General features: G+C 30.5%; 27 protein-coding genes. 16 read left to right on the forward strand and 11 right to left on the reverse strand.

Annotated features, from left to right (window positions below; translation table 11 throughout):
* Positions 1-95 precede the first annotated feature (95 nt).
* The 3 genes from RCG18_RS14060 to RCG18_RS14070 all read left to right on the forward strand — a co-directional run bounded on the left by RCG18_RS14060 (position 96) and on the right by RCG18_RS14070 (position 3,338).
* Positions 96-1,412, forward strand: a complete 1,317-nt coding sequence (locus RCG18_RS14060; RefSeq protein ID WP_308041875.1) for an aspartate kinase — start codon at positions 96-98, stop codon at positions 1,410-1,412.
* Between the two features lie 37 nt (positions 1,413-1,449).
* Positions 1,450-2,736, forward strand: coding sequence for a homoserine dehydrogenase (locus RCG18_RS14065; protein WP_308041876.1), 1,287 nt, complete (start codon positions 1,450-1,452; stop codon positions 2,734-2,736).
* A 161-nt stretch (positions 2,737-2,897) separates the two neighbouring features.
* On the forward strand, positions 2,898-3,338 hold the full coding sequence (locus RCG18_RS14070; RefSeq protein WP_308041877.1) for a GNAT family N-acetyltransferase: 441 nt from the start codon (positions 2,898-2,900) through the stop codon (positions 3,336-3,338).
* Positions 3,339-3,442: 104 nt separating this feature from the next.
* Here RCG18_RS14070 and RCG18_RS14075 read toward each other — a convergent pair whose 3' ends face one another.
* Positions 3,443-5,821 carry a heavy metal translocating P-type ATPase gene (locus tag RCG18_RS14075; RefSeq protein ID WP_308041878.1) on the reverse strand — a complete coding sequence of 793 codons (2,379 nt, stop codon included), beginning with the start codon at positions 5,819-5,821 and terminating at the stop codon, positions 3,443-3,445.
* 24 nt (positions 5,822-5,845) lie between these two features.
* Positions 5,846-6,214: a metalloregulator ArsR/SmtB family transcription factor gene (locus RCG18_RS14080; protein ID WP_308041879.1), complete on the reverse strand. Its 369-nt coding sequence runs from the start codon at positions 6,212-6,214 to the stop codon at positions 5,846-5,848.
* 218 nt (positions 6,215-6,432) lie between these two features.
* On the opposite strand from RCG18_RS14080, the gene RCG18_RS14085 reads away from it, so the two are divergent.
* Complete coding sequence (locus tag RCG18_RS14085) at positions 6,433-7,188, forward strand: ZIP family metal transporter (protein ID WP_308041880.1); 756 nt, start codon at positions 6,433-6,435, stop codon at positions 7,186-7,188.
* A 208-nt stretch (positions 7,189-7,396) separates the two neighbouring features.
* Here RCG18_RS14085 and RCG18_RS14090 read toward each other — a convergent pair whose 3' ends face one another.
* The 3 genes from RCG18_RS14090 to RCG18_RS14100 are packed head-to-tail and all read right to left on the reverse strand — an operon-like array spanning position 7,397 to position 9,680.
* Complete coding sequence (locus RCG18_RS14090) at positions 7,397-7,915, reverse strand: nitroreductase family protein (protein ID WP_308041881.1); 519 nt, start codon at positions 7,913-7,915, stop codon at positions 7,397-7,399.
* A gap of 45 nt (positions 7,916-7,960) precedes the next feature.
* The gene (locus RCG18_RS14095) at positions 7,961-8,614 is read right to left on the reverse strand and encodes a flavodoxin family protein (RefSeq protein ID WP_308041882.1); all 654 of its coding nucleotides are present in this window, start codon (positions 8,612-8,614) and stop codon (positions 7,961-7,963) included.
* 58 nt (positions 8,615-8,672) lie between these two features.
* Complete coding sequence (locus RCG18_RS14100) at positions 8,673-9,680, reverse strand: NADH:flavin oxidoreductase (protein ID WP_308041883.1); 1,008 nt, start codon at positions 9,678-9,680, stop codon at positions 8,673-8,675.
* Positions 9,681-9,819: 139 nt separating this feature from the next.
* Here RCG18_RS14100 and RCG18_RS14105 point away from each other — a divergent pair, with 139 nt between their 5' ends.
* The 5 genes from RCG18_RS14105 (at position 9,820) to RCG18_RS14125 (ending at position 11,491) form a co-directional block, all read left to right on the forward strand.
* Complete coding sequence (locus tag RCG18_RS14105) at positions 9,820-10,146, forward strand: helix-turn-helix domain-containing protein (protein ID WP_308041884.1); 327 nt, start codon at positions 9,820-9,822, stop codon at positions 10,144-10,146.
* A gap of 48 nt (positions 10,147-10,194) precedes the next feature.
* A complete protein-coding gene (locus RCG18_RS14110) occupies positions 10,195-10,449 on the forward strand; it encodes a TfoX/Sxy family protein (RefSeq protein ID WP_308041885.1) in 255 nt (84 codons plus the stop codon).
* Between the two features lie 63 nt (positions 10,450-10,512).
* A complete protein-coding gene (locus tag RCG18_RS14115; RefSeq protein ID WP_308041886.1) occupies positions 10,513-10,665 on the forward strand; it encodes a hypothetical protein in 153 nt (50 codons plus the stop codon).
* Between the two features lie 46 nt (positions 10,666-10,711).
* Complete coding sequence (locus RCG18_RS14120; RefSeq protein ID WP_308041887.1) at positions 10,712-11,116, forward strand: VOC family protein; 405 nt, start codon at positions 10,712-10,714, stop codon at positions 11,114-11,116.
* A 186-nt stretch (positions 11,117-11,302) separates the two neighbouring features.
* Entirely contained in the window at positions 11,303-11,491 is a 189-nt protein-coding gene (locus tag RCG18_RS14125; RefSeq protein WP_308041888.1) for a hypothetical protein, read from the forward strand.
* Between the two features lie 102 nt (positions 11,492-11,593).
* On the opposite strand, the gene RCG18_RS14130 is transcribed toward RCG18_RS14125, so the two are convergent.
* On the reverse strand, positions 11,594-12,481 hold the full coding sequence (locus RCG18_RS14130) for a LysR family transcriptional regulator (RefSeq protein ID WP_308041889.1): 888 nt from the start codon (positions 12,479-12,481) through the stop codon (positions 11,594-11,596).
* A 132-nt stretch (positions 12,482-12,613) separates the two neighbouring features.
* Between RCG18_RS14130 and RCG18_RS14135 the strand changes: the two genes are divergently transcribed.
* From RCG18_RS14135 to RCG18_RS14145, 3 genes are all read left to right on the forward strand, one after another.
* A complete protein-coding gene (locus RCG18_RS14135) occupies positions 12,614-13,222 on the forward strand; it encodes a lactate utilization protein (protein ID WP_308041890.1) in 609 nt (202 codons plus the stop codon).
* A 48-nt stretch (positions 13,223-13,270) separates the two neighbouring features.
* A complete protein-coding gene (locus RCG18_RS14140; protein WP_308041891.1) occupies positions 13,271-13,606 on the forward strand; it encodes a cupin domain-containing protein in 336 nt (111 codons plus the stop codon).
* 352 nt (positions 13,607-13,958) lie between these two features.
* Positions 13,959-14,576, forward strand: a complete 618-nt coding sequence (locus RCG18_RS14145; protein WP_308041892.1) for a DUF1062 domain-containing protein — start codon at positions 13,959-13,961, stop codon at positions 14,574-14,576.
* Positions 14,577-14,668: 92 nt separating this feature from the next.
* Here RCG18_RS14145 and RCG18_RS14150 read toward each other — a convergent pair whose 3' ends face one another.
* From RCG18_RS14150 to RCG18_RS14160, 3 genes are read right to left on the reverse strand one after another with little or no spacing between them, the layout of a single operon-like run.
* On the reverse strand, positions 14,669-16,912 hold the full coding sequence (locus RCG18_RS14150; protein ID WP_308041893.1) for an ABC transporter permease: 2,244 nt from the start codon (positions 16,910-16,912) through the stop codon (positions 14,669-14,671).
* On the reverse strand, positions 16,912-17,610 hold the full coding sequence (locus tag RCG18_RS14155) for an ABC transporter ATP-binding protein (RefSeq protein WP_308041894.1): 699 nt from the start codon (positions 17,608-17,610) through the stop codon (positions 16,912-16,914). The genes RCG18_RS14150 and RCG18_RS14155 overlap by 1 nt, the downstream gene beginning before the upstream one ends.
* Positions 17,573-17,731, reverse strand: a complete 159-nt coding sequence (locus RCG18_RS14160) for a hypothetical protein (protein ID WP_308041895.1) — start codon at positions 17,729-17,731, stop codon at positions 17,573-17,575. Before RCG18_RS14160 ends, RCG18_RS14155 begins: the two co-directional genes overlap by 38 nt.
* Positions 17,732-17,937: 206 nt before the next feature.
* On the opposite strand from RCG18_RS14160, the gene RCG18_RS14165 reads away from it, so the two are divergent.
* Positions 17,938-18,453, forward strand: a complete 516-nt coding sequence (locus RCG18_RS14165) for a ferric reductase-like transmembrane domain-containing protein (RefSeq protein WP_308041896.1) — start codon at positions 17,938-17,940, stop codon at positions 18,451-18,453.
* A 453-nt stretch (positions 18,454-18,906) separates the two neighbouring features.
* On the opposite strand, the gene RCG18_RS14170 is transcribed toward RCG18_RS14165, so the two are convergent.
* A complete protein-coding gene (locus RCG18_RS14170) occupies positions 18,907-19,587 on the reverse strand; it encodes an ATP-binding protein (protein WP_308041897.1) in 681 nt (226 codons plus the stop codon).
* 339 nt (positions 19,588-19,926) lie between these two features.
* On the reverse strand, positions 19,927-20,601 hold the full coding sequence (locus tag RCG18_RS14175; RefSeq protein WP_308041898.1) for a response regulator transcription factor: 675 nt from the start codon (positions 20,599-20,601) through the stop codon (positions 19,927-19,929).
* Between the two features lie 325 nt (positions 20,602-20,926).
* Between RCG18_RS14175 and RCG18_RS14180 the strand changes: the two genes are divergently transcribed.
* From RCG18_RS14180 to RCG18_RS14190, 3 genes are all read left to right on the forward strand, one after another.
* On the forward strand, positions 20,927-21,694 hold the full coding sequence (locus RCG18_RS14180) for an ABC transporter ATP-binding protein (RefSeq protein WP_308041899.1): 768 nt from the start codon (positions 20,927-20,929) through the stop codon (positions 21,692-21,694).
* On the forward strand, positions 21,681-23,594 hold the full coding sequence (locus RCG18_RS14185) for an FtsX-like permease family protein (RefSeq protein ID WP_308041900.1): 1,914 nt from the start codon (positions 21,681-21,683) through the stop codon (positions 23,592-23,594). The genes RCG18_RS14180 and RCG18_RS14185 overlap by 14 nt, the downstream gene beginning before the upstream one ends.
* Positions 23,595-23,742: 148 nt before the next feature.
* Positions 23,743-25,251: a serine hydrolase domain-containing protein gene (locus RCG18_RS14190; RefSeq protein WP_308041901.1), complete on the forward strand. Its 1,509-nt coding sequence runs from the start codon at positions 23,743-23,745 to the stop codon at positions 25,249-25,251.
* Positions 25,252-25,422: the final 171 nt, after the last annotated feature.

Consider the following 25,422-nt stretch of genomic DNA (forward strand, 5'->3'; position numbering starts at 1 on the left):
AGTCACTTACACAGCGTGCTGATTTTGAGATGGTCGCTTACTCCTCTGACATAAGGAAGAGGAGTTTCATTTAAACAATAAATGGGGGGCTAAAAATGAATAATTTAATCGTAGCTAAGTTTGGAGGAAGCTCACTTGCTGATAGTGAGCAGTTTAGAAAAGTAAAGAACATAGTCTTAGAAAATGAGAAAAGAAGATATGTTGTGCCTTCAGCACCAGGTAAAAGGTTTAGTAAGGACTACAAAATTACAGATCTTTTATATTTGTGTCATGCACATGCTCAAAATAGTATATCCTTTGATGATGTTTTTAAGCATATAGAAGAGAGATATACTGTCTTAGCAAGGGAGCTAGAGGTCAGGATAGATATAAAAAAGTATCTTGATGAAATAAAAAAGAAAATCGAAGATGGGGCTTCAGCAGATTATACAGCTAGCCGTGGGGAATATTTAAATGGACTAATTCTTGCTGACTATTTAGATTATGAATTTGTAGATGCAGCAGAAATTATACGTTTTAAAAATTATGGCAGGATAGATTTTGAAGCTACACAAAAAGCTGTAGATGAAAAGATGTCAGCTGTGGAAAGAGCAGTTATACCAGGCTTTTATGGGGCAATGCCTGATGGAACTATAAAGACTTTCTCAAGAGGAGGTTCTGATGTAACTGGGGCAATAGTTGCAAGATGTTTAGGCGCAGAACTTTATGAAAACTGGACAGATGTCTCAGGCTTTTTAATGGCAGATCCAAATATTGTAGAAAATGCAAAGCCAATAGAAGTAGTAACTTATAAAGAACTTAGAGAGCTTTCTTATATGGGGGCAAAAGTACTGCACGAGGAAAGCATATTTCCAATCAGAGATGTATGTATCCCTATAAATATAAAGAATACTAATAGACCACAGGACAAAGGAACTCTAATTGTAGATGATGACAAGCCTATAAGCTACAGTGGAACTATCACTGGTATAGCAGGAAAAAAAGGCTTTACAGTTATAGCTGTACAAAAAATGCTTATGAATTCAGAACAAGGTTTCTGTAGAAAGCTTCTTTCCATATTGGAGAGTAATGGAGTATCCTTTGAAAATATGCCCTCTGGTATAGATTCTGTTTCCTTGGTTATAGAAGATACACAGCTTGGAGATAAGCTGGATAACATATTGGAGGAAATCAAAAGGCAGTGTAATCCAGATTCTCTAGAGGTTTATCCTAATATGGCACTTGTAGCTACTGTGGGTAGAGGGATGGATAGAACTAAGGGAATATCCTCAAAATTATTTAGAGGTCTTGCAGAGGGAGACGTAAATATAAGAATGATAAATCAAGGAGCAAGTGAAATAAATATAACTGTCGGTGTGGAAAATGAAGATTTTGAAAAAGCACTAAGGGGCATATATAAAGCATTCGCATAGTTCGATAGCTTATAACTAGAAAAGAGGGGGCAAAATTATGAAAAAGGTTAGAATAGCGTTATTAGGTTTAGGAAATGTAGGTAAGGGTGTTTGGAATATATTAAATTCTAATAGAGAAGCCATAATGAAAAGATCAGGTTATGATATTGAGATAGCAAAGATACTGGTTAGAGATATAAATAAAAAGAGAACTGTAGATGTTTCAGAAGAACTTTTAACTACAGATGCAGATGAGATATTTAATGATGATAGTATAAAAATTGTGGTAGAAGTTATGGGGGGAATAGAACCTGCAAAGGATTATGTGTTAAATGCTATAAGAAGAAAGATGCATGTGGTAACAGCTAATAAAATGCTTATTGCAACTAACGGTCAGCAAATCTTTAAAGAAGCAGAAGAAAATGGGGTTATTGTAAACTTTGAAGCTAGTGTAGCTGGTGGAATTCCTATAATCAATGGTATAAATGAAAGCTTAACTGCGAACAAAATACAAGAGGTTGTTGGTATAATCAATGGAACTACAAACTATATACTAACTAAAATGACTTTAGAAAACATGAGTTTTGAAGAAGCGCTAAAGGAAGCACAGGAAAAGGGATATGCTGAGGCAGATCCAACCTCTGATGTAGAAGGTTATGATGCTGTTTACAAATTAGCCATTTTATCTACACTAGCCTTTGAAACAGAAGTAAACGTAAATGACATATATGCAGAGGGAATAACTAAAATAAAGGCTATTGATATTGAATATGGTAAAGAACTCGGATATGTTATAAAACTTCTGGCAATAGTTAAGGAAGCAAAGGGCAAGTTGGAGCTTAGAGTGCATCCTACAATGCTTCCGGCTATTCATCCTTTAGCAAATGTTAATGATTCTTTTAATGCTATTTTCATTAAAGGAGATGCTGTAGGAGACTTAATGCTTTATGGAAGAGGAGCGGGAGAACTGCCTACAGGTAGCGCTGTAGTTGGAGATATTATATCGGTTTTGAGAAACGATACTGAAGGATCAAATGTTTTAACTAGGAATTACACAGATAAAGAAGTAGTTCCTGTAGAAAGTTTTAAATCTCAATATTATTTAAGAATTTCAGTAAAAGATCTTCCAGGGGTTCTGGGAAAAATTGCTACTATTCTTGGTAAAAACGAAGTAAGTATTTTATCCTTTATACAAAAGCCTAAAAAAGGAGAGTTTGTATATATAGTTATTGTTACCCATGAAACTCTTGAAGGTAATGTTAATAAGTCTTTGGAAAATATAAAGGAATTGGAAGAAGTAAATAAAATTGAGAATGTAATTAGAATTGAAAATTTAGATTGTTAAAAAACTATAAAATGTTTTTGTGTTAAAATAACTTAATAAGGGTATGAATGAGAGGTGTGGAGAATGACCTTTTTAATAGAATGGTTTAAAACACGAAAAGTAATTTTTGATTATTTTGAGAGGAAGGTGATGTTATAATAACAAAAAAAGGAGAATTTAACATGATAGAGTATAGAATAGCAAATATAAATGAAATAGATGAAGTTTTTGAAGTATGGAAAGAATCAGTAAAAGCTACACATGATTTTTTGAAAGAACAAGATTTTCATGAAATAAAACTACAATTGAGAGGCTATCTAGATAAAGTTGTAATCGAAGTGGCTTATGATACGGAGCTAAAAAGTATATTGGGATTTGCAAATGTAAAAGACAACAATTTAAATATGTTGTTTTTACATCCAGATTCCATTGGAAGGGGAATCGGCAGCAGTTTATTTGATTATATGATGGAAAAGTACGCCTTTTTATCACTAGATGTAAATAAGGACAATCCAAAGGCAAAAGAGTTTTATTTACACAAAGGATTTAAAGTAGTATCTGAATCTCCAACGGATGATGATGGAAGACCTTATCCAATATTGCATATGGAAAAAGAACTATAAGGAACAAATTAGGATGGAGCCGCATCATTTTAATGATGAGGCAAGTTTGAAGACAAATGGGAGAGACTATCAGATGTTCCGATAGTTCTCCTAACCCAATATAATTATATATTTTCTGTTTTCATTGCTCTCATAGAATTTAATACAGCAAGTAGTGTTACTCCAACATCACCAAACACTGCTTCCCACATAGTACCCAAACCTAAGGCTACAAGAATTAATAAGATAAGCTTAATGCCTAAAGCAAAGAATATATTTTGCATTACGATGGTTCTTGTTTTCTTTGCTATTTTTATAGCTGAAGCAATTTTTGAAGGCTCATCAGTCATTATAACTACATCAGCAGCTTCAATTGCGGCATCAGAACCTACTCCACCCATTGCTATGCCTATATCGGCTCTTGCCAGAACTGGAGCATCATTTATTCCATCGCCTACAAATACTAACTTACCCTTTGCTGATTTTTCTTTATCTAGCAATTCTACCTTTTCAACCTTTTGATCTGGCAGTAGTTCAGAATGAACTTCATCTAATCCTAATTGTTCAGCAACTTTAGTTCCAACAGTTTTGTTATCACCTGTTAACATTACTGTTTTCTTAATGCCAAGAGATTTTAGAGCCTTAACTGCTTTGGCTGAATCATCTTTAACTTCGTCTGATATTACGATATATCCTGCATATTCTTTATCTACAGCAACGTGAACTACGGTACCTATAGTTTCAACTTGTTCATAGGCTATCTTTTCTTTAGTCATTAGTTTATAGTTACCAGCTAATATTTCTTTACCTTTAACCACAGCTTTTACGCCGTGCCCTGATATTTCTTCATAGTTTTCTATTGAGTCCTTAACTACTTCTCTACCATAAGCATTCAATATAGAAGTTGCTATTGGGTGATTAGAATAACTTTCTGCATAAGCTGCATAAGTTATAAGTTCATTTTTTGAGATGTTATTTTGTGATTTTACTTCAGTTACCTTAAATATACCTTTTGTAAGTGTTCCTGTTTTATCAAATACAACCACTTCAACATTGTTTAAAGCTTCTAAATAGTTGCCACCTTTAACAAGTATTCCATTTTTTGAAGCTCCACCTATTCCACCAAAGAAACCAAGTGGTATAGATACGACTAAAGCACAAGGACAAGACACTACTAAGAATGCCAATGCTCTATATATCCATTGTGAAAAAGTAGCACCTTCAATAAATAATGGTGGAAGTATAGCTAATGCTAACGCAGAGAAAACAACAGCAGGCGTATAGTATCTAGCAAACTTTGTAATAAAATTCTCAGTTGGAGCCTTTTTACTACTTGCATTTTGAACTAAATCTAATATTTTTGCAATAGTAGAATCTCCAAATTCCTTTTCTACTTCAATCGTTAAAAGTCCATTTTTATTAATAACTCCACCTAAGATATTATCTCCTACTCCAACTTCTCTAGGAACTGACTCACCAGTTAAAGCGGAAGTATCTATCATTGAATTACCTTCAATTACTTTACCATCTAGTGGAACTTTTTCTCCTGGTTTTACTACTATAATATTACCTACGTTAACCTCTTCTGGTGATACTTTTTTTATATCATCACCCATCTTTAAGTTAGCAAAATCAGGTCTTATATCCATAAGAGCTGTAATAGATTTTCTTGAACGATTAACTGCTATCCCTTGAAATATTTCTCCTAACTGATAGAAAAGCATAACAGCTACACCTTCTGGATACTGTCCAATAGCGAAAGCACCAATAGTTGCTATACTCATAAGAAAGTTTTCATCAAACACTTGTCCTCTGCTTATATTTTTTAATGCTCTTAATACTACTTCTCCACCTACAAGTGTATAGCTTATTAGATAGAGTATTAGCTCTATAGCATTTGAAAACTTTATAGCTGTTGCTATTCCAAAAATTGTAGCACCAACAACTAACCTAATTATTTCTCTTTTATTGCTTTCACCATGTTCATGTCCATGATCATGAGCTTTATTTTCTGATGTCTTGCTTTTATTTTCAAGTTCAATTACTTTAACATCAGGTTCTATTCTTTTAACTATTTCCTTTACTTTTTCTATGATATCATTTTGCTTCGATAGGTTGTCTATTTCCAAGATAAGCTTTGTAGATATAAAATCCACTACAGCTAATTTTACACCATCTATATTATTTGATTCTCTTTCTATCTTTGCAGCACAATTGCCACAACATAAACCTTCAAGTAGTATTTCTTTTTTCAAAACTTTTTCTGATTGGTTTTCTTTTATTTTTACATGAGATTCTATTTTTTGAATTTCCTCGGATGTTGCTGCAATTAATTCTTGTACTCTATTTATTTCTTCAATTTCTAAAGTCAGAGTTTTAGTTAGGAAGTTTACATTAGCTGAACTTATTCCTTTAATTTTACTAACCTTTCCCTCTATCTTAGATGCGCAGTGAGCACAATCTAATCCTTGAAGAATAAACTCTTTTTTAATATTTTTGTTCATAGTTTTTATCCCCCCAATAGTAGTTTAGTTTTTTTCAGATATATGAATTAGGCCTTGGTCAAATATACTTTTAACGTGTTCGTCTTCTAAAGAATAATAGACTACTTTGCCCTCCTTTCTATACTTTACAAGTCTTGCTTGTTTCAAAACCCTTAGCTGGTGTGAAATAGATGATTGGGTCATTCCTAGTAGTGCGGCTATATCACAAACACACATTTCAGCTTGAAGCAAGGCACATAATATCTTTATCCTTGTTGTATCACCAAATATCTTAAATAAATCAGCTAAATCATAAAGTAGTTCCTCTTGAGGTATACATTTTTTGACTTTACTAACTACATCCTCGTGAATTATTGTACAGTTGCAATTTTCAATATTATTTCTATCCTTCATAATTTATTTCCTCACTATTCAAATACATGAACATATGAACAATGATTCATATGTTCATGTATTCATTATATGCAAACATTTTAATCTTGTCAATTAAATAAGAAAATTTTTGATAAAAAAAGAACAGTTTTTTGTTTTTGATAAAATTCTTAATTAATGTTCTTTTTTATTAGTACTTAAAATACTAATAATATATATTAATTCTGTTAGGAGTTATTATGAGTAGATTTCTAAACACAATATTTATTACGGGTCTTTCAGGATATCTAACTGGTTGGATAGGCATTCTTGCTGGTATTACTTTTTCTTTTTTTATTAAACATCGGGGAAGAAAATTTAAAGGAACTGCGTTAGGATTTATTGGAGGTTTGATGCTTGCAATTGTGTGCTTTGATTTATTACCTGAATCTTTTGAGGCTGGGAGCATTTACATAGCTACAGTGGGAATTACTTTTGGGCTTATTTTAGCAGTAATTCTTGATGGTAGACTAGAGCACAACAAAGTATCTGTTTTCAATAATAAAGGACATAGATTTTTAAAGGCTGCCATTTTTATGGCTATTGGTATCGGAATACATAATATACCTAGTGGAGTGGCTCTTGGTTCGCTGATATCTACTTCACCAATAAAAGGATTTCATCTTGCAATAGCTTTAATTCTTCATGGAATTCCTGAAGGACTTGCAGTTGGAATTTTTTTAAGAGAAAGTAATGCAAGCACATTTAGTCTTATATTTATATCTGTGCTCACTTCAATTCCAATGGGTATAGGCTCTGTTCTCGGTGGTATTATAAGCAAGATATCGCCAGTTGTAATCTGTATAAGTCTTGCTTTTGCAGGAGGAATGATTCTTTATATAATTTGTAGAGAAACTCTTCCCTCAGCTCGCGATACGTGGAAGGGAAGAATGTCTACGATAGGAAATGTAATAGGTATGATTGCTGGAATGTTAATAGTATCTTTTTTAGACTAATAATAAAACTCCTATTAACTTTTTATTGAGTCTAATAGGAGTTTTACTTATAAATTTAAACGATAAAAGTCTATCAAAATTCTAACTTATAGTTTTTTCAAATTTATAATTAATTATATTTTACTACAAAAAAGACCATAGACATTAACTTATAATGTTTCATCTACAGTCTGACCGGAGCTTGAATAGCACTGGTCTATTAATTAAACTAAAAATGATTATAGAAAACAGTTTCTAAAATATCTTTACGTTTTGCATGATTAGGATGAGGTTTTGCATCTTTGCTTGGATAGCCTATTGGGAAAATACATACTGGTTCAAGATTTGATGGTATATTAAAAGCGTTACGAACAGCAATTGGATCAAAATGACCAACCCAAGTTGTGCCCAATCCAAGTTCAGTAGCTTGCAGCATCATATGTGTAGCAACGATACTTCCATCAATGTCAGTATGAACTTTTCCATCATAAGTACGTTTCCATGCTTCATCTTTGTTAGCACATATGAGTAAAGCCATAGGTGCATTAAAGTGATAAACCGTACAATCTTTTAGTTTAGCAAGTGCCTCGTTACTTTCAATTACTAAGATTCTTTGAGGTTGATAATTTACTGCAGTAGGGGCTAATTGTCCAGCTTTCAAAATTAAATCTAACTTTTCTTGTTCAACTTTTTTAGTATCAAAACTTCTTAAAGAATATCTTTCCTTTGCTAATTCTATAAAATTCATATATAAATACCTCCCTTTTATATGTTATTTGTAATGTAGTAGATTTTATATACTAGTCTGCTTACCCAATCTTACTCCCATATCAAAAGCCTTTTGACAGTCTTTAGGGAATTGTTCTTTTCTAACTTTTGCTTTTTCCTTTTCATCAAATGCTGTTACAACATATTTTGAATAATCATCAAACTGGTATGTGTCGTTGACAATCAATGATTCAGAAGAACCAAAGAGTCTTTTCATAACCATCTCTGAAGATTTAAAATCTTGTTCATATCCTAAATCTTTCATTCGTTCATTAGTTACATTCATAGTATAAATGAATCCAGTTGATATTTTTTTTCCAAAAAGACTTGAATAATCAGCATCATAAACTAAATATTGAAACATGAACCTTTCTAAAAAAGATCTCATAGCTCCAGTAACTGATGCAAAATATATTGGAGATCCAAGAATAATGGCATCAGCATTTGCAGCCTTTTCAAGTATAGGTGTTAAATCATCCTTTAAAGCACACTTACCATAACTTTTACCATTTTTCAGTTTGCAAGCAAAACAACTAACACAACCTTTATAATTTTGGTCGTAAAGATGGATAATCTCTGTTTCAGCTCCTTGTGAAGCTGATCCTTCAAGTGCTTTATTTAGAAGAATAGCAGTATTTTTATCTTTTCTAGGACTTCCGTTAATTGCTAGTACTTTCATTAATCATACCTCCATGTTTGCTTTTTTATTAAAATCGGAATAAATTATTTTATGATTCTTAATATACTCTTGTTTTAATTTGTACTGGACATTTCTCGCCGCTTATAAACCACTGACATTTTTTACATCCAAGGCAGGAATTATAATCTAGGTTTTTCATAGACTTTACCATAAAATTTGAGTCTGCGAGAAATGGTTTTCCATAAGCTACAAAATCGCATAACTTGCTTTCAATTAAGTAATTACCTCTATTTAATGTCCGTATATCATTTACAACGGTAACAGGAATATTTACATTCTTTTTAATTTGACAACCAGTATAGATGACTTCATTAAACTGAAAATCTTTGGGAAGTTCAAGGTTTCTGTCACTAGGTATTCCAGAAGAAATATGCAGCATTTCTATGCCTAAATTTTCTAAAGCTTGAGCAGTTTTGATATCGGTGTTTAAACAATCATTCCACCCCAATCGATAAGAGATGATAAAGTTATCGTCGGCAAATTCTTTTATTCCCTCAACGATTTTTTTTACTAAAGATAATCTCCCATTTATATCTCTACCATGCTGATCTTTACGCTTGTTTGAAAGGGGAGATGCAAGCATATTGAGGAAAAAACCATGTGCGCCATGTAGTTCAATACCATCACAACCAGCTTTTTTACAGGTTTTAGCAGCATTAATAAATTCATTTTGTATTTCTAAAATATCTTCTTCTGTTAAGTTATTAATAGTATCGCCATTTTGATAACCGATGCTAGGATAGGCAAGCTGTGCAAAAAAATTTGTGCCATTATCATGACAAGCTTTTACTATTGTGCTTAGATAATCTATATGAGAATCTGAATATGCACCTGCTCTACCATCTAATGTTTTTCTAGCCGTTATTGAAAGCGACTGAGAAATAATAAGTCCAATTCCAGTATCTGCTCTTTTTAAATAATGCTGCAGCATTTCTTCTTCCATAATCCCGTCATTACTCTGTAAACCGAAGGGAACCATAGGAGCCATAACCACTTTATTTTTAAATCGGATGTTTTTAACTTTAATTGGATTTAAAATTTCCATTATGATTTCATCTCCCTATAAATTTATGTGTAATATTTGGTATTTATTTTCTTTACATTTTTTATTATAATAACTTTGAAGCAAAAAGAAAGTATGCACTTTTTTGTAGCATACTTACCGTTAGGAGAGTGTAACTTAGATGAATACATTATGTCGTAGTAAACAAGCCCCTTTTGAATATACCCTTGCTATTATTAGTGGTAAATGGAAAATGAAAATAATCTATGAATTGGCTTGTGAATGTACATTACGGTACGGCGAACTAAAACGAAATATACCTTATATTACGCATAAAATGTTAAGTGGTCAACTCAGAGAATTAGAGAATGATGGAATTGTTGCACGTAAGGAATATCCTCAAATTCCTCCAAAAGTAGAGTATTCTTTGTCTGAAAAAGGTCTATCGCTAGTTCCTATAATTAATGAAATGTGTAAATGGGGTAAAAAAAATAAAGATATAATATAATGGAGTATATAATTGTATGGATATGTAAATAGATGGAGGAATGATGTTATGGGAGAATTGTCTGCCTTACCCAATATTGGGAAAACAGTTGAACAACAATTGAATAAAGTTGGAATAGAAACAATAAAACAATTAATTGAAATTGGAAGTAAGCAAGCTTGGTTGAGAATAAAAAGTATTGATGACTCTGCGTGCATAAATAGGTTATATGCTTTAGAAGGCGCGGTAGAGGGAATTCGATGGCATAATCTTTCAGAAGAAGTAAAAGCTGAGCTAAAAGAGTTTTATAATACTTTTAAATAATAGATAGAAATATATTAAAATGTAGTATATAAGCCAAAATCAATGTTCTTGGAGGTGATTTTTATGGAATGTGTTGAGATTAGTCAAGAGAAAAAAGAAAAATATCTTGAAATGGTAAGAGAATGTAGAGAAATGATTACTGAACCAAAACCATTAACTCCAGGAGAATATTGGGATTATGTAAATGAGGTGTGCCCTAGCAAGGATGATAAATAAATACTAAACAATATTTTGTAATTAAGTTGCTAAAGGAGATGTAATTATGAGCATAAAAATGATGCACCATGTATGTATTCAAACGGAAAAATATGAAGAATCACTTCAATTTTATACTAAAATTTTAGGATTTGAACTAGTTACAGAAACTGCAAATTTTCATAAAAGAAATTTTAATACATGGTTAAGATTAGGAACATTCATGATTGAATTACAGACTGGTAAAAAGGGAGATAAATTAAAAAGTTGGAGTCCATTAAATGAAGGAATAGTTCATATGTGCTTTTTAGTGGATAATGTTCAAGAAGAATTTGATAGAATAAAAAAATTAGGATATACAAACTTTAAGATTAAAAATGGAGAGATAGTATATAAAGTTGAAGATGGATATTTATTTAAAATTAAAGCACCCGAAGGCACAGAGATTGAAATAAGAGATTTACCGATATAGAGACTCAAAATTATAATTAATACTATAAGCAGGCATACAAAATCTATGATTTTGATATGATCGCTTACTCATTCGACGATAGGAGAAGGAGTTTCATATTAATTATATCATATGTATTTTTAGATATATATTAGGACAAATTATATATGAAAGTTTAAATACAGCAATTTGGTGTGAGGTATTATTATGATTGATAAAGAGACAGAGATAGATATGGAACTAGGAAGACATACAAAGAGACGTAATAAACAGCAATATGAAATAGATAAGCAGATAGATAGTATGTTAGCTTATGGTTCTGTTAATCTAGGATTAAATAATGTAAAGAGAGAAAGTTATTCAGAGGAAAGAATAAAGGAAGATTTAAAAAAATAAATCGGCCCGCATCCGCAGAGCGGGCGATATTGCATTCCATTACCATGGGATTTACCATAAGGCGTTTATTCTTTACAACGCCAAGTTCTTTTAGTTGAGATATCAATGCTTCATTGCTTCTTTTGCCAGATCCAGGAAAGCCTTTAATGCCGGTGAAACCCACTTGTCTTTGTGGTAAAGCATTTGTGTTACCAAGTCAAAACTAGTTCCCGCCCAATCAAGCTCAACTAACAGATTCCTGTTCAATTCATCCTCAACTGCAATTCGAGGAAGTAGTGTTATTCCCATACCACTTATGGTAAGCTGTTTAATAGCCTGGATACTGCCAGCTTCTATAATATACTTAGGAAAAACCCCAGCCTCTTCTAAGTTCTTCTCAAAAGTGCTACGATACCTGCAACCCCTTTGTGAAAGGATTACAGTGTATGAGGCTATATCTTCAGGAGAAATATGATGTTTGAAAGAAAGCGGGTGCCCTGGAATTGCCAGCAAAGCCGCAGGTTCTGGAAATTCCAGATCTGAAATGAATTCGGAAGTACATATTTTCGAGCTAATTACAAAAGCCACATCAATTTCATTTTCTCTTAATAATGTTTGTGATTCATTACAACTTGCCATTTTTAGAATTATTTTAACTGCAGGATATCGCTGATGGAATTCCTTGAAAAGAAGAGGTAACCTTAAGGTACAGAGTGATTCGCTTGCTCCGATAGTTATGGTCCCTTCTAGTTCATTAGATGCAGTTATGGAGTTTTTCGCTTCATTGTAAAGTTTAATTATCTGTTTGGAGTAGGCCAGAAGTTTCTCACCCTCGTGAGTCAAAAATATATTTTTTCCTATTCGGTCAAATAAGTGAACTTCTAATTCTTTTTCCAACAATTGTATTTGGGAGGTTACAGAGGACTGTGAATAGCCTAGATAGGCTGCAGCTTTTGTAAAATTATTAAATTTAGCTACGGTAACAAATGTGTTTAATTGACGTAATTCCATTACTTCACCTCATCATCAATCGTATTTATCGATTGTTATCATTAATATCATTAATTTTACTAATTAATATCTCTATGATAGCATAAGATATATAAATTGCAAATATATCATCTAATTAAGAGGAGGGGTTATATGAATAAGTTAATACATGTTGCCAAACAGTTTGAGAAGAGAGGAATCAGTGCGAGGGTATTTCCAAGTCGTTCAGAAGCACTTGGTGCATTGCTAGAGACAATTAAAGATGGTCAGACGACGGCTTTTGGCGGATCAATGACTCTTCAAGAATTAGGAGCATATGAAGCCCTAATGAACAGTGGAAAAAATGTACTTTGGCACTGGCGGGTTTCTGGTGAGAAAGTACCGAAGCTGTTGAAAGATGCCATGAATGCGGATGTATATGTTTCCAGCAGCAACGCAGTCATTGAGGATGGCAGACTATTAAATATTGATGGAGTAGGAAATCGAACAGCAGCCTTGTTCTTTGGGCCTCCCCGAGTTATCATTATCGCTGGGAAAAACAAACTTGCACCAGATTATTCTTCCGCTCTGGAACGAATCAAAACTGTAGCATGTCCCAAAAATGCTGAACGATTGAATCGAAATCTGCCTTGCCGCATTACTGGTAAGTGTCAGGACTGTCGCAGTCCGGAACGTATATGCCAAGTGTCAGTACTGATTGAAAATAATTTAAACCAGAGATCTTTGGAGGTTTGGTTGGTGAACGAAGAACTTGGATTTTAACAGTTCGCACATGTGATTGTGTATTATAAACTTAAAGGAGGTAGTGCCATGGATAAAGTCAATATACGTAAAGAACTTGCATCTATCAATGAACACTGGTCTCAGAAAATAATCGGAGAGGCCAATGGGCAATTGTTTAAACTTGCTAAAGGAATAGGTGAGACAAAATGGCATATGCATGAGGATCAAGATGAGCTATTCATTCTTTACAAAGGTCAATTGACCATACAACTGAGAGATAAAAACATTGAGCTGTTTGAAGATGAAATGTTTGTTGTGCCAAAGGGAGTAGAGCATTGTCCCAAAGCTCTTGGAGAAGTCGAATTTTTGATTGTTGGCTTAAACATTACCTCAAATGAAGCGGGTGGAAAACCAAATCTATAAATATATAAGTATCCATCAATGAACATAAGTTGATCCTGTGTTATATCTGGGAGATCACGATTGTCGTGTTTATAGATATGCTGAGAAGGATAAAGCTGATAAGTTTCAATCTTTTCTATAAAAGTATTGAGTCAATATGATTTTTATCATATTGGCTCATTTATATTTATGAAACAAGAATGAGGTTTTATGTAGTATGTGGAGTTGATAAAATATATATAGAAAAAAGATTGGAGGAACTATTTATGACAAGAGATATTTTTAATGCATAGCAGAGGCTGTTGCATTATTATAAAAATATGATGAAATAGCCTTTGCAAGCCCTAAAAGTTGAATGACTAGGAGGAGCAAAATGAGCTATTTAAAAAAATATCAATGGGAACTAGTCCCTGAAAATTTACCAATAGTAAAAAGAAATTGTCCTAAATGTAATGAAAAAGCACATTATATAAGTAGTGAAAAATTTAGGGTAAATGCAAATAAAAATAACATTGACATTTGGCTAATTTATCAATGTGAAAAATGTAAATCAACTTGGAATATGACAATATACGAAAGAATGAAGCCTTATGAGATTAATAAATATGAGTATGAAAGATTTCTTTCGAATGATAAAGGATTAGCTAGAGAATATGCTTTTAATTTAAGTATATATAATAAAAATAAAGCCGAAGTTATTTTAGAACATGTAAATTATAAATTAATCCAAAAGAAATTAGAAGCATATTATATAAATGAAAATGAACTTGTTATTGAAATTGTTTGTAAGTATCCGATAGAACTGAGAGTAGATAAGCTTTTAAGTGACAAACTTGGACTTTCAAGAAGCAAAATAAAAAATATGCATAAAAAAGGAGTAATCTTCATTAAAGATAATAAAAATTTATTAAATATAAAAGTAAGAGATGGAATGGAGATACATGTTTTAAAGGTAGTAGAGAATATAGAACTTTTAGAAGCTATAGTATAAGCCGTTTTATCATCAAGAAAGAGAATACTCAGATGCTATATAGTTCAAGCCAACCTCTAGTTTTAAAAGAGATTGGCCTGAATTAGCTTATTCTATTCCATTCGAGACTTTAAAGCTTCAGCCATGGAGATTCTAGTTATCTTTCTTCTGCTTAATAACTTTGATAGTTCATAGGTTAAGTATATTATAATGAAACCTACTAAAACATAAATGTAGTTTATAGTTACGGGGAAGGAGACACTCATGTTTTTGGTTATTGATTTAAACATAGCACTTAAGGATGCAAGAAGCAGTGATACTCCAAGAATATAGCCGATTACTACTATAAAAGAGGAACTGTTTAAAATCAGAGAATAAATCTCCTTCTTTCTGTAGCCTAAGACCTTCATAAGAGAGATGGTTTCCTTATTTTCCTCTATAATAAGGGAAGTAACAACATATATTACTATAAGCCCAATTATAAAGGACATAAAAGCTATACCTCCTATAACGGCCTGAAGGGGTCTTGTCATTGTATTAAAGGCATTTCTCATATCATCAACTGTTACAGCAGCTAATAGCTTGTTTTCTGGAATATCTATTTTTTCTGAACTCCATAGCCCCGTATAGCTGACTGAGGGGAATCCCAGCATATCATTAAGTTTATCAAGAGGTATATAAATATATTCACCTACGTAAGTTTCTGCTATACTATCGACTGTTATATTATGCTCTTTTGAGTCCAGTCTGTTAATAACTTTAGCAGTATCCTTTGGTTTTATGTTAAGCTTATCAGCTAGAGGTCTTGTTATAATAACTCTATCAGATTTCAATACATTGCCTGCTTTATCTTTAAAGGAAATATACTGAGAATTAGGACTTACACCATATACCGTGAAAGTTAGCTTGTTGTCTGATTTTAATGCAAAGGGTATTTCAGAGAAAGCTTCACCTTTTTCCGGTTTACCATTTTGAACAGAGTTGAATACATATTGATAATTATATTTAAATGCTTCACTAAAAGAATCTTTGATTAAGTAGTCCATAGAACTCTTTGCTGCAAAGCCCATTAAGAGCAGCATCGTTGCCATAATAACACCAAGTAAAAGAAATGCACTTCTTGGAATGCTTCTAAGCAGTTCTCTTATTCTAAACTTAGTATTGAAACTTAACTTATCAAGCTTTATCCTTCTTTCTATGAAGCCAACCTTATTTTTTTTCTTTCCGCCTCTCATAAGTTCAACAGGTGAATCTTTAAGTGATTTATTTACAACAAAATAGCTGAAGATAATTAAAAAGATTACCGGAAGCAGAACACTTATTATAAGATAATTTACATTAAAGCTTAAAGAACCTACAGGTATATTAAAGTATGACACATAATAGGAAATCATAGGTCTTAAGGTTATGGTTCCAAGTATAGTTCCAATTACACCGCCTAATAATGAGATAACTAAAGGATACAAAAGGTAATGTTTCATAATCTCTCTCTTTTTATAACCTAATGCATAAAGAGTGCCTATAATAGGAGCTTCTCTCTTTAGCATTCTCCACATTACTATACCCGTTAATATGCAGGTAAGAAGTAGTATACTTACAGGCATAGATGAACTCATCTCATCAATCCCGGCAAGCTTTGCAGTCATATAGGTTACTCTTGGGTTATCCGTTACATTCATCCAGCTGAGGATAATAAAATTTTCAGTTCTTAAGTAATCTTTAAATTGAGATATTTTATTATCTAAATTGCTTCTATCACCATTAAATCTTATAGCATAAAAACTATTGCCTCTATTTAGAAGGTTAAAATCATCTTTTCCTATTACTGCTATACCAAAACTGTTTGGATCATTCAGTATATCTGATTCTGATTTTAATGGATATATATAATTCGGCAGAGACATAAAGCCGGAAATAGTGAAATTCTGATTATATATTTTTATGCGGTCACCAATCTTTAATTTATTAGCTTTTGCATAGGAGGGATCAATAAGAATATGGCCGCCACTTAGAGTTTTACCTTCAATTATTGCAGGTATATCAACTTTAGTATTTTCTCGGAATATTCTCAGTGTTTTATTCTTTGATATGGAATAATCAATTGACTTTGATTCTTCTATGCTCATATCGAATTTTGACTCTAAAGCTTCAATATTATTTAATTTTTTATCGGTCATAAAATTTACATCTTCCTGCTTATAGTCTCTTTCAAAAGAGGATAATAGTCCGGTTAAGTTGACTGAAACTAAATTAAACATTGTAAAAAGGAGGCAGCTAAAAATAATAAGCAATAAGGAACCAAGGTATTGAGATTTGCTTTCCAACATGGTCCTTTTAATTTTTTTATTTATGATCATTACCACTCAATCCTTTCTGCAGGCGTAGTTGTCTTATTGACTATGCTCTCTACGATTTCTCCACTTCTTACCTTATAAACTCTATTAGCCATAGCACTGATTGCAGTGTTATGTGTTATCATAAGTATTGTTGAGCCAAAATCTTTGTTGATTTTCTGAAGAAGCTTCAATATCTCCCTGGAGGTTGAAAAATCAAGTGCACCGGTTGGTTCATCACATAATAAAAGTTTTGGATTTTTAACTATTGCCCTTGCAATGGAAACTCTCTGCTGTTCACCACCACTTAATTCCCTGGGAAATCTATGCTTTTTATCAATCATACCTACCGCTTCTAAAACTTCATCAGTGTTAAGAGGGGATATGCTTATGTTTGAAACAACCTCTATATTTTCTCCTACAGTAAGATTAGGTATTAAGTTGTAAAACTGAAATATAAAGCCTAAACTTTCTCTTCTGTAGTCTGTGAGCTTTGTATCATTTAATTTAGTAATTTCAATATTATCCACTGAAATAATACCGGAGTCGCATCTGTCAATTCCACCTATAATATTAAGAAGGGTTGACTTCCCGGAGCCTGAAGGACCAAGTATAACTCCAATTTCCCCCTTGTCTAAATCCATTCCTACACCTTTTAGAACTGCTGTAATTATCTCACCGGTCTTATAGCTTTTCTTTAAATTTTCTACTTTTAAAAACATTTACTTTCTCACCTAACATTCCATTTTTTATTAATTCAATCATGGCATTCAATTCTTTTTCGTATAATTTAAAAGGTTCATATATTATATCTTTTCCTACGCTTTTCGCTTTATCCATCATATCTTCTCTCAGATGGATTAAAAGCGTTCTTGAGCTTTCGTACAGGTAATCAAGTATATTTGCCTCTTTTCCATGCTTTCTACGTCCTTCAGAATAGCTGCGTGTTTAATTGTATAAAGGTAATAATTATTTATTGACTTTCTCAGAGGATTTCACTAAAATGATAATGATATTCATTATCATTTTAATTATAAAGGAGAATTAATATGGTTTTAATTTATTCACTAATTTTTGCAGCAGTTTTATCACTAGTTTTTACATCAAGTATTAAGAAACATTATTGGTTTTATTACTCATTATCAGGATTAATAGCAATTAGTACAACCATATACGAAATCTCAAGACTTACTTCTAATATGAAACTTTATGGATTTATTTCTATCCTAGAGAAAGCATCCATAAAAGGTATTTTTTCAATATCGTTTTTTATATTAATTATGTTTGCAGGTGCTTTAAAAGCAAGGTGGACAATTACAAGAAAATTATTAAGAATTAGAGCTGAATTAGCTATTATAGCTTCCATTCTTTTATTACCACATGGTCTTATATATTTAATTCGTTTTATTATTAAAGCGATGAATGGTTCTTTATCGGTAATATACGTGAGTTACATAATTATTGGGACTATAGGATTTATTATAATGATACCATTGTTTATTACTTCACTTAAAAAGGTAAGACTTAAAATGGAAGGTCGTCAATGGAAGAAGTTGCAAAGATGAGCATATCTTTTCTATCTCTTAGCATATCTTCATATTTTAATTATATTAGTAGGCAAAGAAAAAATAGATTGGTTAAAATTAAGCACTTATACGATAATATTTGGTGTTTATATAATCTTAAGATTTATAAAGTCTACAAATATTAGACAAGCTTAAATTGTGTCACTATACATAAACCTAGTTTTAAGAAGTTTATAATATACTTACATATTATTAGTGTGTTTTACATTTAAAATTAAATATTTTTTAGTTTAATATAAAAAGAGAGAGTAAAAAGACTGTAATAAGAGTTTAGAGAATAAACTTTACTATAGTCTTTTTAGTTTTTATTCTTTTCATAGAGTCTGTCAATAAATTTGTGTAAACTCTATTAAAATTTTTTCAATATGAATATATATTTTTTATTATATTCCACATTGGAGTTTACACAGAATATTTTACACTTTCTATGAATCAGATATTTTGCTTAAATACAATGATAAACTCTGTGAATTCATTATATATTGAGTTTACAATTATGTTATGTTCAAGCTTATTACATAGCTCTTTTACTAGATATAGCCCAAGTCCTGTAGATTTCGCATTGTTTCTACCGTTATTCCCAGTAAATCCTTTATTGAAAATTCTGTTTAAGTCTTCCTTTTTTATGCCGCATCCAGTATCTCTTATAATTACTATGAGCGAATTATCCTTTTTTTCACCTGTTATAGATATAGAATCCTCAGATTTAGTATATTTTAGAGCATTATTTATTAGTTGGTCAAATATAAATGAAAGCCATTTTTTATCAGATAAACAAATAAAAGCTACATTATCTAGATTCAATTTAATTTTCTTAGAAATAAAATATTTAGAATACCTTCGAATTATTTCTCTTAATATTTTTTCAAGTTGAACTTCTTGAATAAGAAAGTCATTATGAAAATCTTCGAGTCTTGACAAATAGAGTACTCGCTCAACAGAATTTTCAATTCGCATAACTTCATTGTCTATTTTATCTAAAAGCTGTTCACAGGATGGATTTTCATTTCTTTCTATTATAAGCTTTAATATTGATATAGGCATTTTTATATCATGTACCCACATATCCATAATTTCTGTATTTCTTTGAAAGTTATTACTAATTTTATTCATGGAATCTTCCCATTGTTCTTGGCAGTTTTTTAAAAGCTTAACATATATTTTTTCTTCATTAGTAAGTTTGAATAAATTAATATCATTAAACCTATTAATATTAATGCATTCGCTTAGCGAATGGAAAAAAATATTTTTTTTATAATAGCTAATACATATATAAAAGCTTAAAAATATTAAATTTACAATGACTATATATGATATAGTGTCAAGTAAAATTATATCTAATGGCGAGAAGATAATAACTAAAATAACAAAAGCTAAAAAAGAAAAGTTGAAAATAAATAATCCAAATTTATCTTTAATAAAATCTATAAATCTCATAATAATTCTTTATCACTACATTATAATGTAGCCTAAACCTCTCTTAGTTTCTATAAAAGTATCAAGTCCAACTTCTTTTAATTTTCCTCTTAGCCTATTTATATTTACAGTCAATGTGCTATCATCAACATACCAATCGCTATCCCAGAGTTTTTTCATGAGTTTATCACGGCTTACTATTTTTCCTATATTTTTCATTAATTCATGAAGTATTTTCAGCTCATTTTTGCTCAATTCTATAGTATTATTTTTATATAAAAGAAGAGCTGTAGACAAATCTAAGATTACTTCATTATGAACAATTTTATCAGAAGCCATTTCGTTAAAATTATAAGTTCTTCTTAAAATGGCATTAATCTTTGCAATTAGCACATCTATTGAAAAAGGTTTTTGTATATAATCATCTGCACCTAAGTTTACACCCATTATAATATCTAGGTTAGTGCTTCTAGAAGATATAAATATTATTGGTACTTTAGAGATCTTTCTTATTTCGTTACACCAATGAAAGCCATCATAAAAAGGAAGGTTTATATCTAGTAAAACTAGTTGAGGATTAAAAGCATTAAATTCCTCCATTATATTTTCTAAGTTATTTATTTTATAAACAGAATGTTTCCACTTTGTAAGTTCTTCTCCAATTTCATTTTTTAAGGTTACATCATCTTCAATTATCATTATTCGAAACATTAAGTACCTCCAAGTATAAATTTGTAAAACATATTGAGTAAAACATATCTACTAAGCAACATGAATCATTAAAACTATAAATGAAATTTATAAAAAAGTTTGACTAACACAATAGGCTATATGATTTTACAAGCACTCAAACTTTATTTAAAAGTAGCACTAAACCATGTATATGTGAATTATAGCATTAATCTGATATTATAGAAATTATAAGATGAAGAATGTTATATTACAAAAATGTTATGTTTATGTTATTTAAAGATATCGATAAAGAAATTAATGGTTTATATAATAATCTCATGAACTAAAGGCGTAGGAGGATATTATGGGAAATATATTGACTGTAGAAAATGTAAAAAAGGAATATGGAAAAAAGGGATTAAAATATGAAGCTTTAAAAGGTGTTAGTTTTAAGATTGAAAGAGGCGAATTTGTTGGAATAATGGGAGCATCAGGGGCTGGTAAGTCTACCTTATTAAATATAATATCTACTATAGATACTCAAACATCAGGTAAAGTTATTATAAATAATAAGGATTTAAGTAAATTAAATGAAGACGAAGTAGCTGACTTTAGGCGTGATAATTTAGGATTTATTTTTCAAAATTCAAATTTATTAGACACACTTACTATTAAGGAAAACATAATGTTACCATTGTCTTTAAAGAATGAAAAAGTATCTACAATAGAAAAAAGAATAGAAGAAGTAATAGAGACAATTGATATAAAAGATATTCTAAACAAATATCCCTACGAAGTATCTGGAGGGCAAAAGCAAAGAGGTGCGGTTTGCAGAGCTATAGTAACTAATCCTGCATTAATATTAGCAGATGAACCTACTGGAGCTTTAGATTCAAAGGCCGCTAGAAATTTATTAGAAACATTTTCAAAATTAAATAGTGAAAGAAAGTCTACAATTCTTATGGTAACTCATGATGTAACAAGCGCAAGTTTTTGCAATAGAATTTTATTTATAAAGGATGGTATTATATTCACAGAATTAGCTAAAGGAGAGAACAATAAAGAATTTTATTACAAAATTTTAGATACAGTAGCTTTACTTGAAGGTTGTGATAGAAATGAACTTATTTAATATATCCATGAAAAATGTAAAGAATAGTTTATCTAATTATATTATGTATTTTATGTCTGTAGTTTTCAGTGTATTTATATTCTTTAGTTTTAAGTCTATACAGTATAATAAAGCTTTAGTTAACATAGATAAAAGATTAATAGTAAGTATAAATGCAGCATCCATTATTTTAGCTTTGTTTTCATTTATGTTTATATATTATTCAAATCTGTTCTTTATAAATAGACGTAAGCAAGAGATTGGAACCTATAGCTTGCTTGGAATGAGGAAAAAGCAAATAGCAAGACTATTTATATATGAAAGTTTTATAATAGGAATGATTGCTATATTTTTAGGAGTATCTTTAGGATTTATATTTACTAAAATAATAACTATGATTTTAGTAAAACTTATGGGAGAAATTCTTGTAGTTAAGATGAGCTTAAGCTTAAAAGTTGTTTGTCAAACCTTAGTTACATTTGCAATTATATTTATAGTAATTGGTATTAGAAATAATATTGTAATAAGAAAAAAGAAGATTATTGACTTCTTTAAAGATGAAACAGACCCATTGGATACTAAAAAAACTTCTGCAATAAAGGGGATTATTGGAGTAATTTTAATAGTAATATCATACATGATAGCTACAAGTCAGTTACTATTTAAGGAAATTAGGTTGTCATTTGTTATTCTAATATTAATAATACCAGGTACACTTTTATTTTTCTCGTCAGCAACATCACTTATGATAAGCTTGATTAAAAGAAATAAAGTATTTTATTACAAAGGAAGGAACTTAATAGCTTTTTCTGAGGTTAGTTATAAAATATCCAGTAATTCAAAAATGCTTTCAATCATAGCAATACTAATAGCAACTAGTGTTACAATCTTAGGATATACAGTATATCTTTATTATGATATTGATAAAAACATAAAAGAAAATTATAAATTCAGTTATAACATAAACGCTGAAAATCAGAAGGTCGATAGTGAAATAGATAATATATTAGATAAAAATAATTATCAAATAAAATTTGATAGAACTATAGAACTTATAAATAAAAAGGCTAGTTATAAATTAGTTAATAAAAAAGATAAAATAAGTACTTCTAGTGAAGAATTTATACAACTTATAAAAGAAAGCGATTTTCAAAGCATAATGAAATATCAAAATAGAGAGTATTCTAGTTTAAAAACGAATAATGATATTTATTATATTAAAGAAAAGACCACAAACTTGTTTTATGAGACTTTAGAAAATAAATCAATAAATTTAATAGATGAAAATAAAATTTTTAATGTAAGCAAGCAATATGATGAGTTACTGCTAAATAAGTATTCAACTTATAGTTTAGTAGTAGTTAAAGATAGTGTATTTAATGAAATTAAGACTAAGGAAAATATATGGAAATTAAGAGCAATTAAGATAGAAAATGAAGAAAAATCACTAGAAGTATCTAGAAGTATTCAAAGGTTAGTCGATGAAAATATTAAATTTAAGCATCCATTTAATTTTATATCTAGTATTATAGAAAAGAAGGAACTCACACAGATTTATGGGTTATTTCTCTTTATAGGTATATTTTTAGCCATTGCATTTTTGCTTTGTACAGGAAGCATAATTCTATTTAAGCAGTTATCAGGTATATATGATGATAAAGAAAGATATATAATGCTTAAGAAATTAGGAGCAACAAATAAAGACATTAAAAAAATGTTGTCAAAGCAGTTAATGATTGTATTTATATGTCCTGTAATAGTTGGAACTGTGCATAATTTATTTGCAATGTCCATTGCACAAAAGATTATACAAAGACCTATAGTAATGCCTATACTTATAACTTTAGGAGGATATTATATTGGATATTTTATATACTACTTTGTTACTCTAAAATATGCAAATGATATGATAGCAAATTAAGAAAAATAGAAAAAGATGTAGCTTACTGGCTACATTTTTTTATTTAAACATTACAAAACTGTAATATAAACGTTATGTAGTTCAATGGCTCAGGTATCCTACTTAACTTATACTATATTTGTAAGTTAAAAGAAAGGGAGTTAAGATAATGAAAGGTATGTTAGAAAAATTAATAATATCAATAGTAAGCTTAGTTATGTTAACTAATTTGTTACAGAGCAATAATATTGCCCTTGCATCAAATAAAATTTCACATAGCAAAAGTGTAGAAGAGTTTAAAGATAAGTTAGACAAGTCTGTGCCAAAATTGCAAAAACGTTATGGAGTAGAAGGAACAGCTATAGGTATAATTAAAGATGGAGAAGTTAAATACGTATTGAATTATGGATTAGAAGATAAAGTAAAAGATAAACCTATAAGTAACAATACAGTATTCCAAGCAGCATCAGTGTCAAAAAGCTTGACAGCTTGGGGAATTATGAAATTAGTAGATGAAGGTAGAATATCTCTAGATGACCCTGTCGAGAAATATTTGACTCGATGGCATTTGCCAGATTCTAAATTTAATAAGGATGAGGTAACTATAAAAAGATTACTAAGTCATACAGCAGGATTAAATGTTCATGGATACTTAGGAATAGAGCCTGGTAAAAAAATATCTACAATAGAGGAATCTTTATCAACAAATAAATTTTCTAATAAATCATTAGAAATAGCTATGAAGCCAGGAAGTGATGTTAGCTACTCAGGCGGAGGATATACATTATTACAGCTAGTTATAGAAGAAGTAACAGGAAAAACTTTTGAGCAATACATGGAGAAAGAAATATTGAAGCCGCTAAAAATGGATAATAGTTCATTTAGTAACAATTTTTCAGATGATAATATGTCAAAGGGATATGGATATTTTAATCAAGTAATTCCAAACTATAATTTTACCGAGAAGGCTGCAGCAGGACTTAAAGCTACTGTACCAGATTTTTTAAAGTTTATATTAGCTAGTATGGATGGAGTTAATGATGAGGTTAGAGGAAGAAATATTTTAAAAAGTGAAACTGTAGATTTGATACATAAACCAATAATGGGTGATTCTGCACTAGGAGTTTTTTTGAAAAAGCTATCTGATGGTAGTGAGCTTTTATATCATAGTGGAGATAATAGGGGATGGCATGCTGTTTATGGTCTTATTCCAGAAAAAAAGGATGGTATAGTTATATTTACAAACAGCGATAATGGTATAGACTTAAGACAAGATATATATAATTTTTGGATAGAATATGAAACCGGAACATTACCTGAACAATATTATGCGATGGAGAAATATAGAAATACCAACTTTGTTATTGCAGTGTCCTTAGGAATTGTACTTGTAGTATATATTTTATTATTTGCTATAAGATTAAAACAGGGTAAAAGAGTCTTTATTTCTAAAAAAGAATACAAGACTTTATTAAAATCATTTATAAGGCTTTTTATTCCATTATTTGTGGCAGGCATAATATATTATGTATTATATGAAATGAATATACTTAAGCTTCAAGGAGGAGTTAAAAATATTGCTAGTGTAACTCTAGTATGGATAACAGTTTTATTTATAACTGGACTTTTCCCAAAAAACAAAATGAGGAATAAAAAGGAAATTTGCACTTCAAGATGATATGGTGAAGCATACCATAAGTAAATGCGGTTTTTAGTAAAATTGAATTGCGTTAAGAAGTAATATTAGAATTGGTTTCTCTAATCTTTTAGACAATCTATTTACTGGTAATTGCTTATAGATTTATAGCAACATTAATATAGAAATATTAATAAAATTTAAGGAGATAAG

The organism is Clostridium sp. OS1-26 (assembly GCF_030915445.1).
Taxonomy (GTDB): domain Bacteria; phylum Bacillota; class Clostridia; order Clostridiales; family Clostridiaceae; genus Clostridium_AM.

Bases quoted from the DNA above. Each gene is read 5' to 3' on its own strand.
- RCG18_RS14175 (WP_308041898.1), bottom strand. From the start codon at position 20,601: ATGTTTCGAATAATGATAATTGAAGATGATGTAACCTTAAAAAATGAA.
- RCG18_RS14110 (WP_308041885.1), top strand. From the start codon at position 10,195: ATGGGAGAATTGTCTGCCTTACCCAATATTGGGAAAACAGTTGAACAA.
- RCG18_RS14135 (WP_308041890.1), top strand. From the start codon at position 12,614: ATGAATAAGTTAATACATGTTGCCAAACAGTTTGAGAAGAGAGGAATC.
- RCG18_RS14060 (WP_308041875.1), top strand. From the start codon at position 96: ATGAATAATTTAATCGTAGCTAAGTTTGGAGGAAGCTCACTTGCTGAT.
- RCG18_RS14065 (WP_308041876.1), top strand. From the start codon at position 1,450: ATGAAAAAGGTTAGAATAGCGTTATTAGGTTTAGGAAATGTAGGTAAG.
- RCG18_RS14140 (WP_308041891.1), top strand. From the start codon at position 13,271: ATGGATAAAGTCAATATACGTAAAGAACTTGCATCTATCAATGAACAC.
- RCG18_RS14070 (WP_308041877.1), top strand. From the start codon at position 2,898: ATGATAGAGTATAGAATAGCAAATATAAATGAAATAGATGAAGTTTTT.
- RCG18_RS14090 (WP_308041881.1), bottom strand. From the start codon at position 7,915: ATGAATTTTATAGAATTAGCAAAGGAAAGATATTCTTTAAGAAGTTTT.
- RCG18_RS14180 (WP_308041899.1), top strand. From the start codon at position 20,927: ATGGGAAATATATTGACTGTAGAAAATGTAAAAAAGGAATATGGAAAA.
- RCG18_RS14080 (WP_308041879.1), bottom strand. From the start codon at position 6,214: ATGAAGGATAGAAATAATATTGAAAATTGCAACTGTACAATAATTCAC.
- RCG18_RS14160 (WP_308041895.1), bottom strand. From the start codon at position 17,731: ATGATGGATAAAGCGAAAAGCGTAGGAAAAGATATAATATATGAACCT.
- RCG18_RS14085 (WP_308041880.1), top strand. From the start codon at position 6,433: ATGAGTAGATTTCTAAACACAATATTTATTACGGGTCTTTCAGGATAT.
- RCG18_RS14075 (WP_308041878.1), bottom strand. From the start codon at position 5,821: ATGAACAAAAATATTAAAAAAGAGTTTATTCTTCAAGGATTAGATTGT.
- RCG18_RS14145 (WP_308041892.1), top strand. From the start codon at position 13,959: ATGAGCTATTTAAAAAAATATCAATGGGAACTAGTCCCTGAAAATTTA.
- RCG18_RS14185 (WP_308041900.1), top strand. From the start codon at position 21,681: ATGAACTTATTTAATATATCCATGAAAAATGTAAAGAATAGTTTATCT.
- RCG18_RS14150 (WP_308041893.1), bottom strand. From the start codon at position 16,912: ATGATCATAAATAAAAAAATTAAAAGGACCATGTTGGAAAGCAAATCT.
- RCG18_RS14165 (WP_308041896.1), top strand. From the start codon at position 17,938: ATGGTTTTAATTTATTCACTAATTTTTGCAGCAGTTTTATCACTAGTT.
- RCG18_RS14095 (WP_308041882.1), bottom strand. From the start codon at position 8,614: ATGAAAGTACTAGCAATTAACGGAAGTCCTAGAAAAGATAAAAATACT.
- RCG18_RS14125 (WP_308041888.1), top strand. From the start codon at position 11,303: ATGATTGATAAAGAGACAGAGATAGATATGGAACTAGGAAGACATACA.
- RCG18_RS14120 (WP_308041887.1), top strand. From the start codon at position 10,712: ATGAGCATAAAAATGATGCACCATGTATGTATTCAAACGGAAAAATAT.
- RCG18_RS14170 (WP_308041897.1), bottom strand. From the start codon at position 19,587: ATGAATAAAATTAGTAATAACTTTCAAAGAAATACAGAAATTATGGAT.
- RCG18_RS14100 (WP_308041883.1), bottom strand. From the start codon at position 9,680: ATGGAAATTTTAAATCCAATTAAAGTTAAAAACATCCGATTTAAAAAT.
- RCG18_RS14190 (WP_308041901.1), top strand. From the start codon at position 23,743: ATGAAAGGTATGTTAGAAAAATTAATAATATCAATAGTAAGCTTAGTT.
- RCG18_RS14105 (WP_308041884.1), top strand. From the start codon at position 9,820: ATGAATACATTATGTCGTAGTAAACAAGCCCCTTTTGAATATACCCTT.
- RCG18_RS14155 (WP_308041894.1), bottom strand. From the start codon at position 17,610: ATGTTTTTAAAAGTAGAAAATTTAAAGAAAAGCTATAAGACCGGTGAG.
- RCG18_RS14115 (WP_308041886.1), top strand. From the start codon at position 10,513: ATGGAATGTGTTGAGATTAGTCAAGAGAAAAAAGAAAAATATCTTGAA.
- RCG18_RS14130 (WP_308041889.1), bottom strand. From the start codon at position 12,481: ATGGAATTACGTCAATTAAACACATTTGTTACCGTAGCTAAATTTAAT.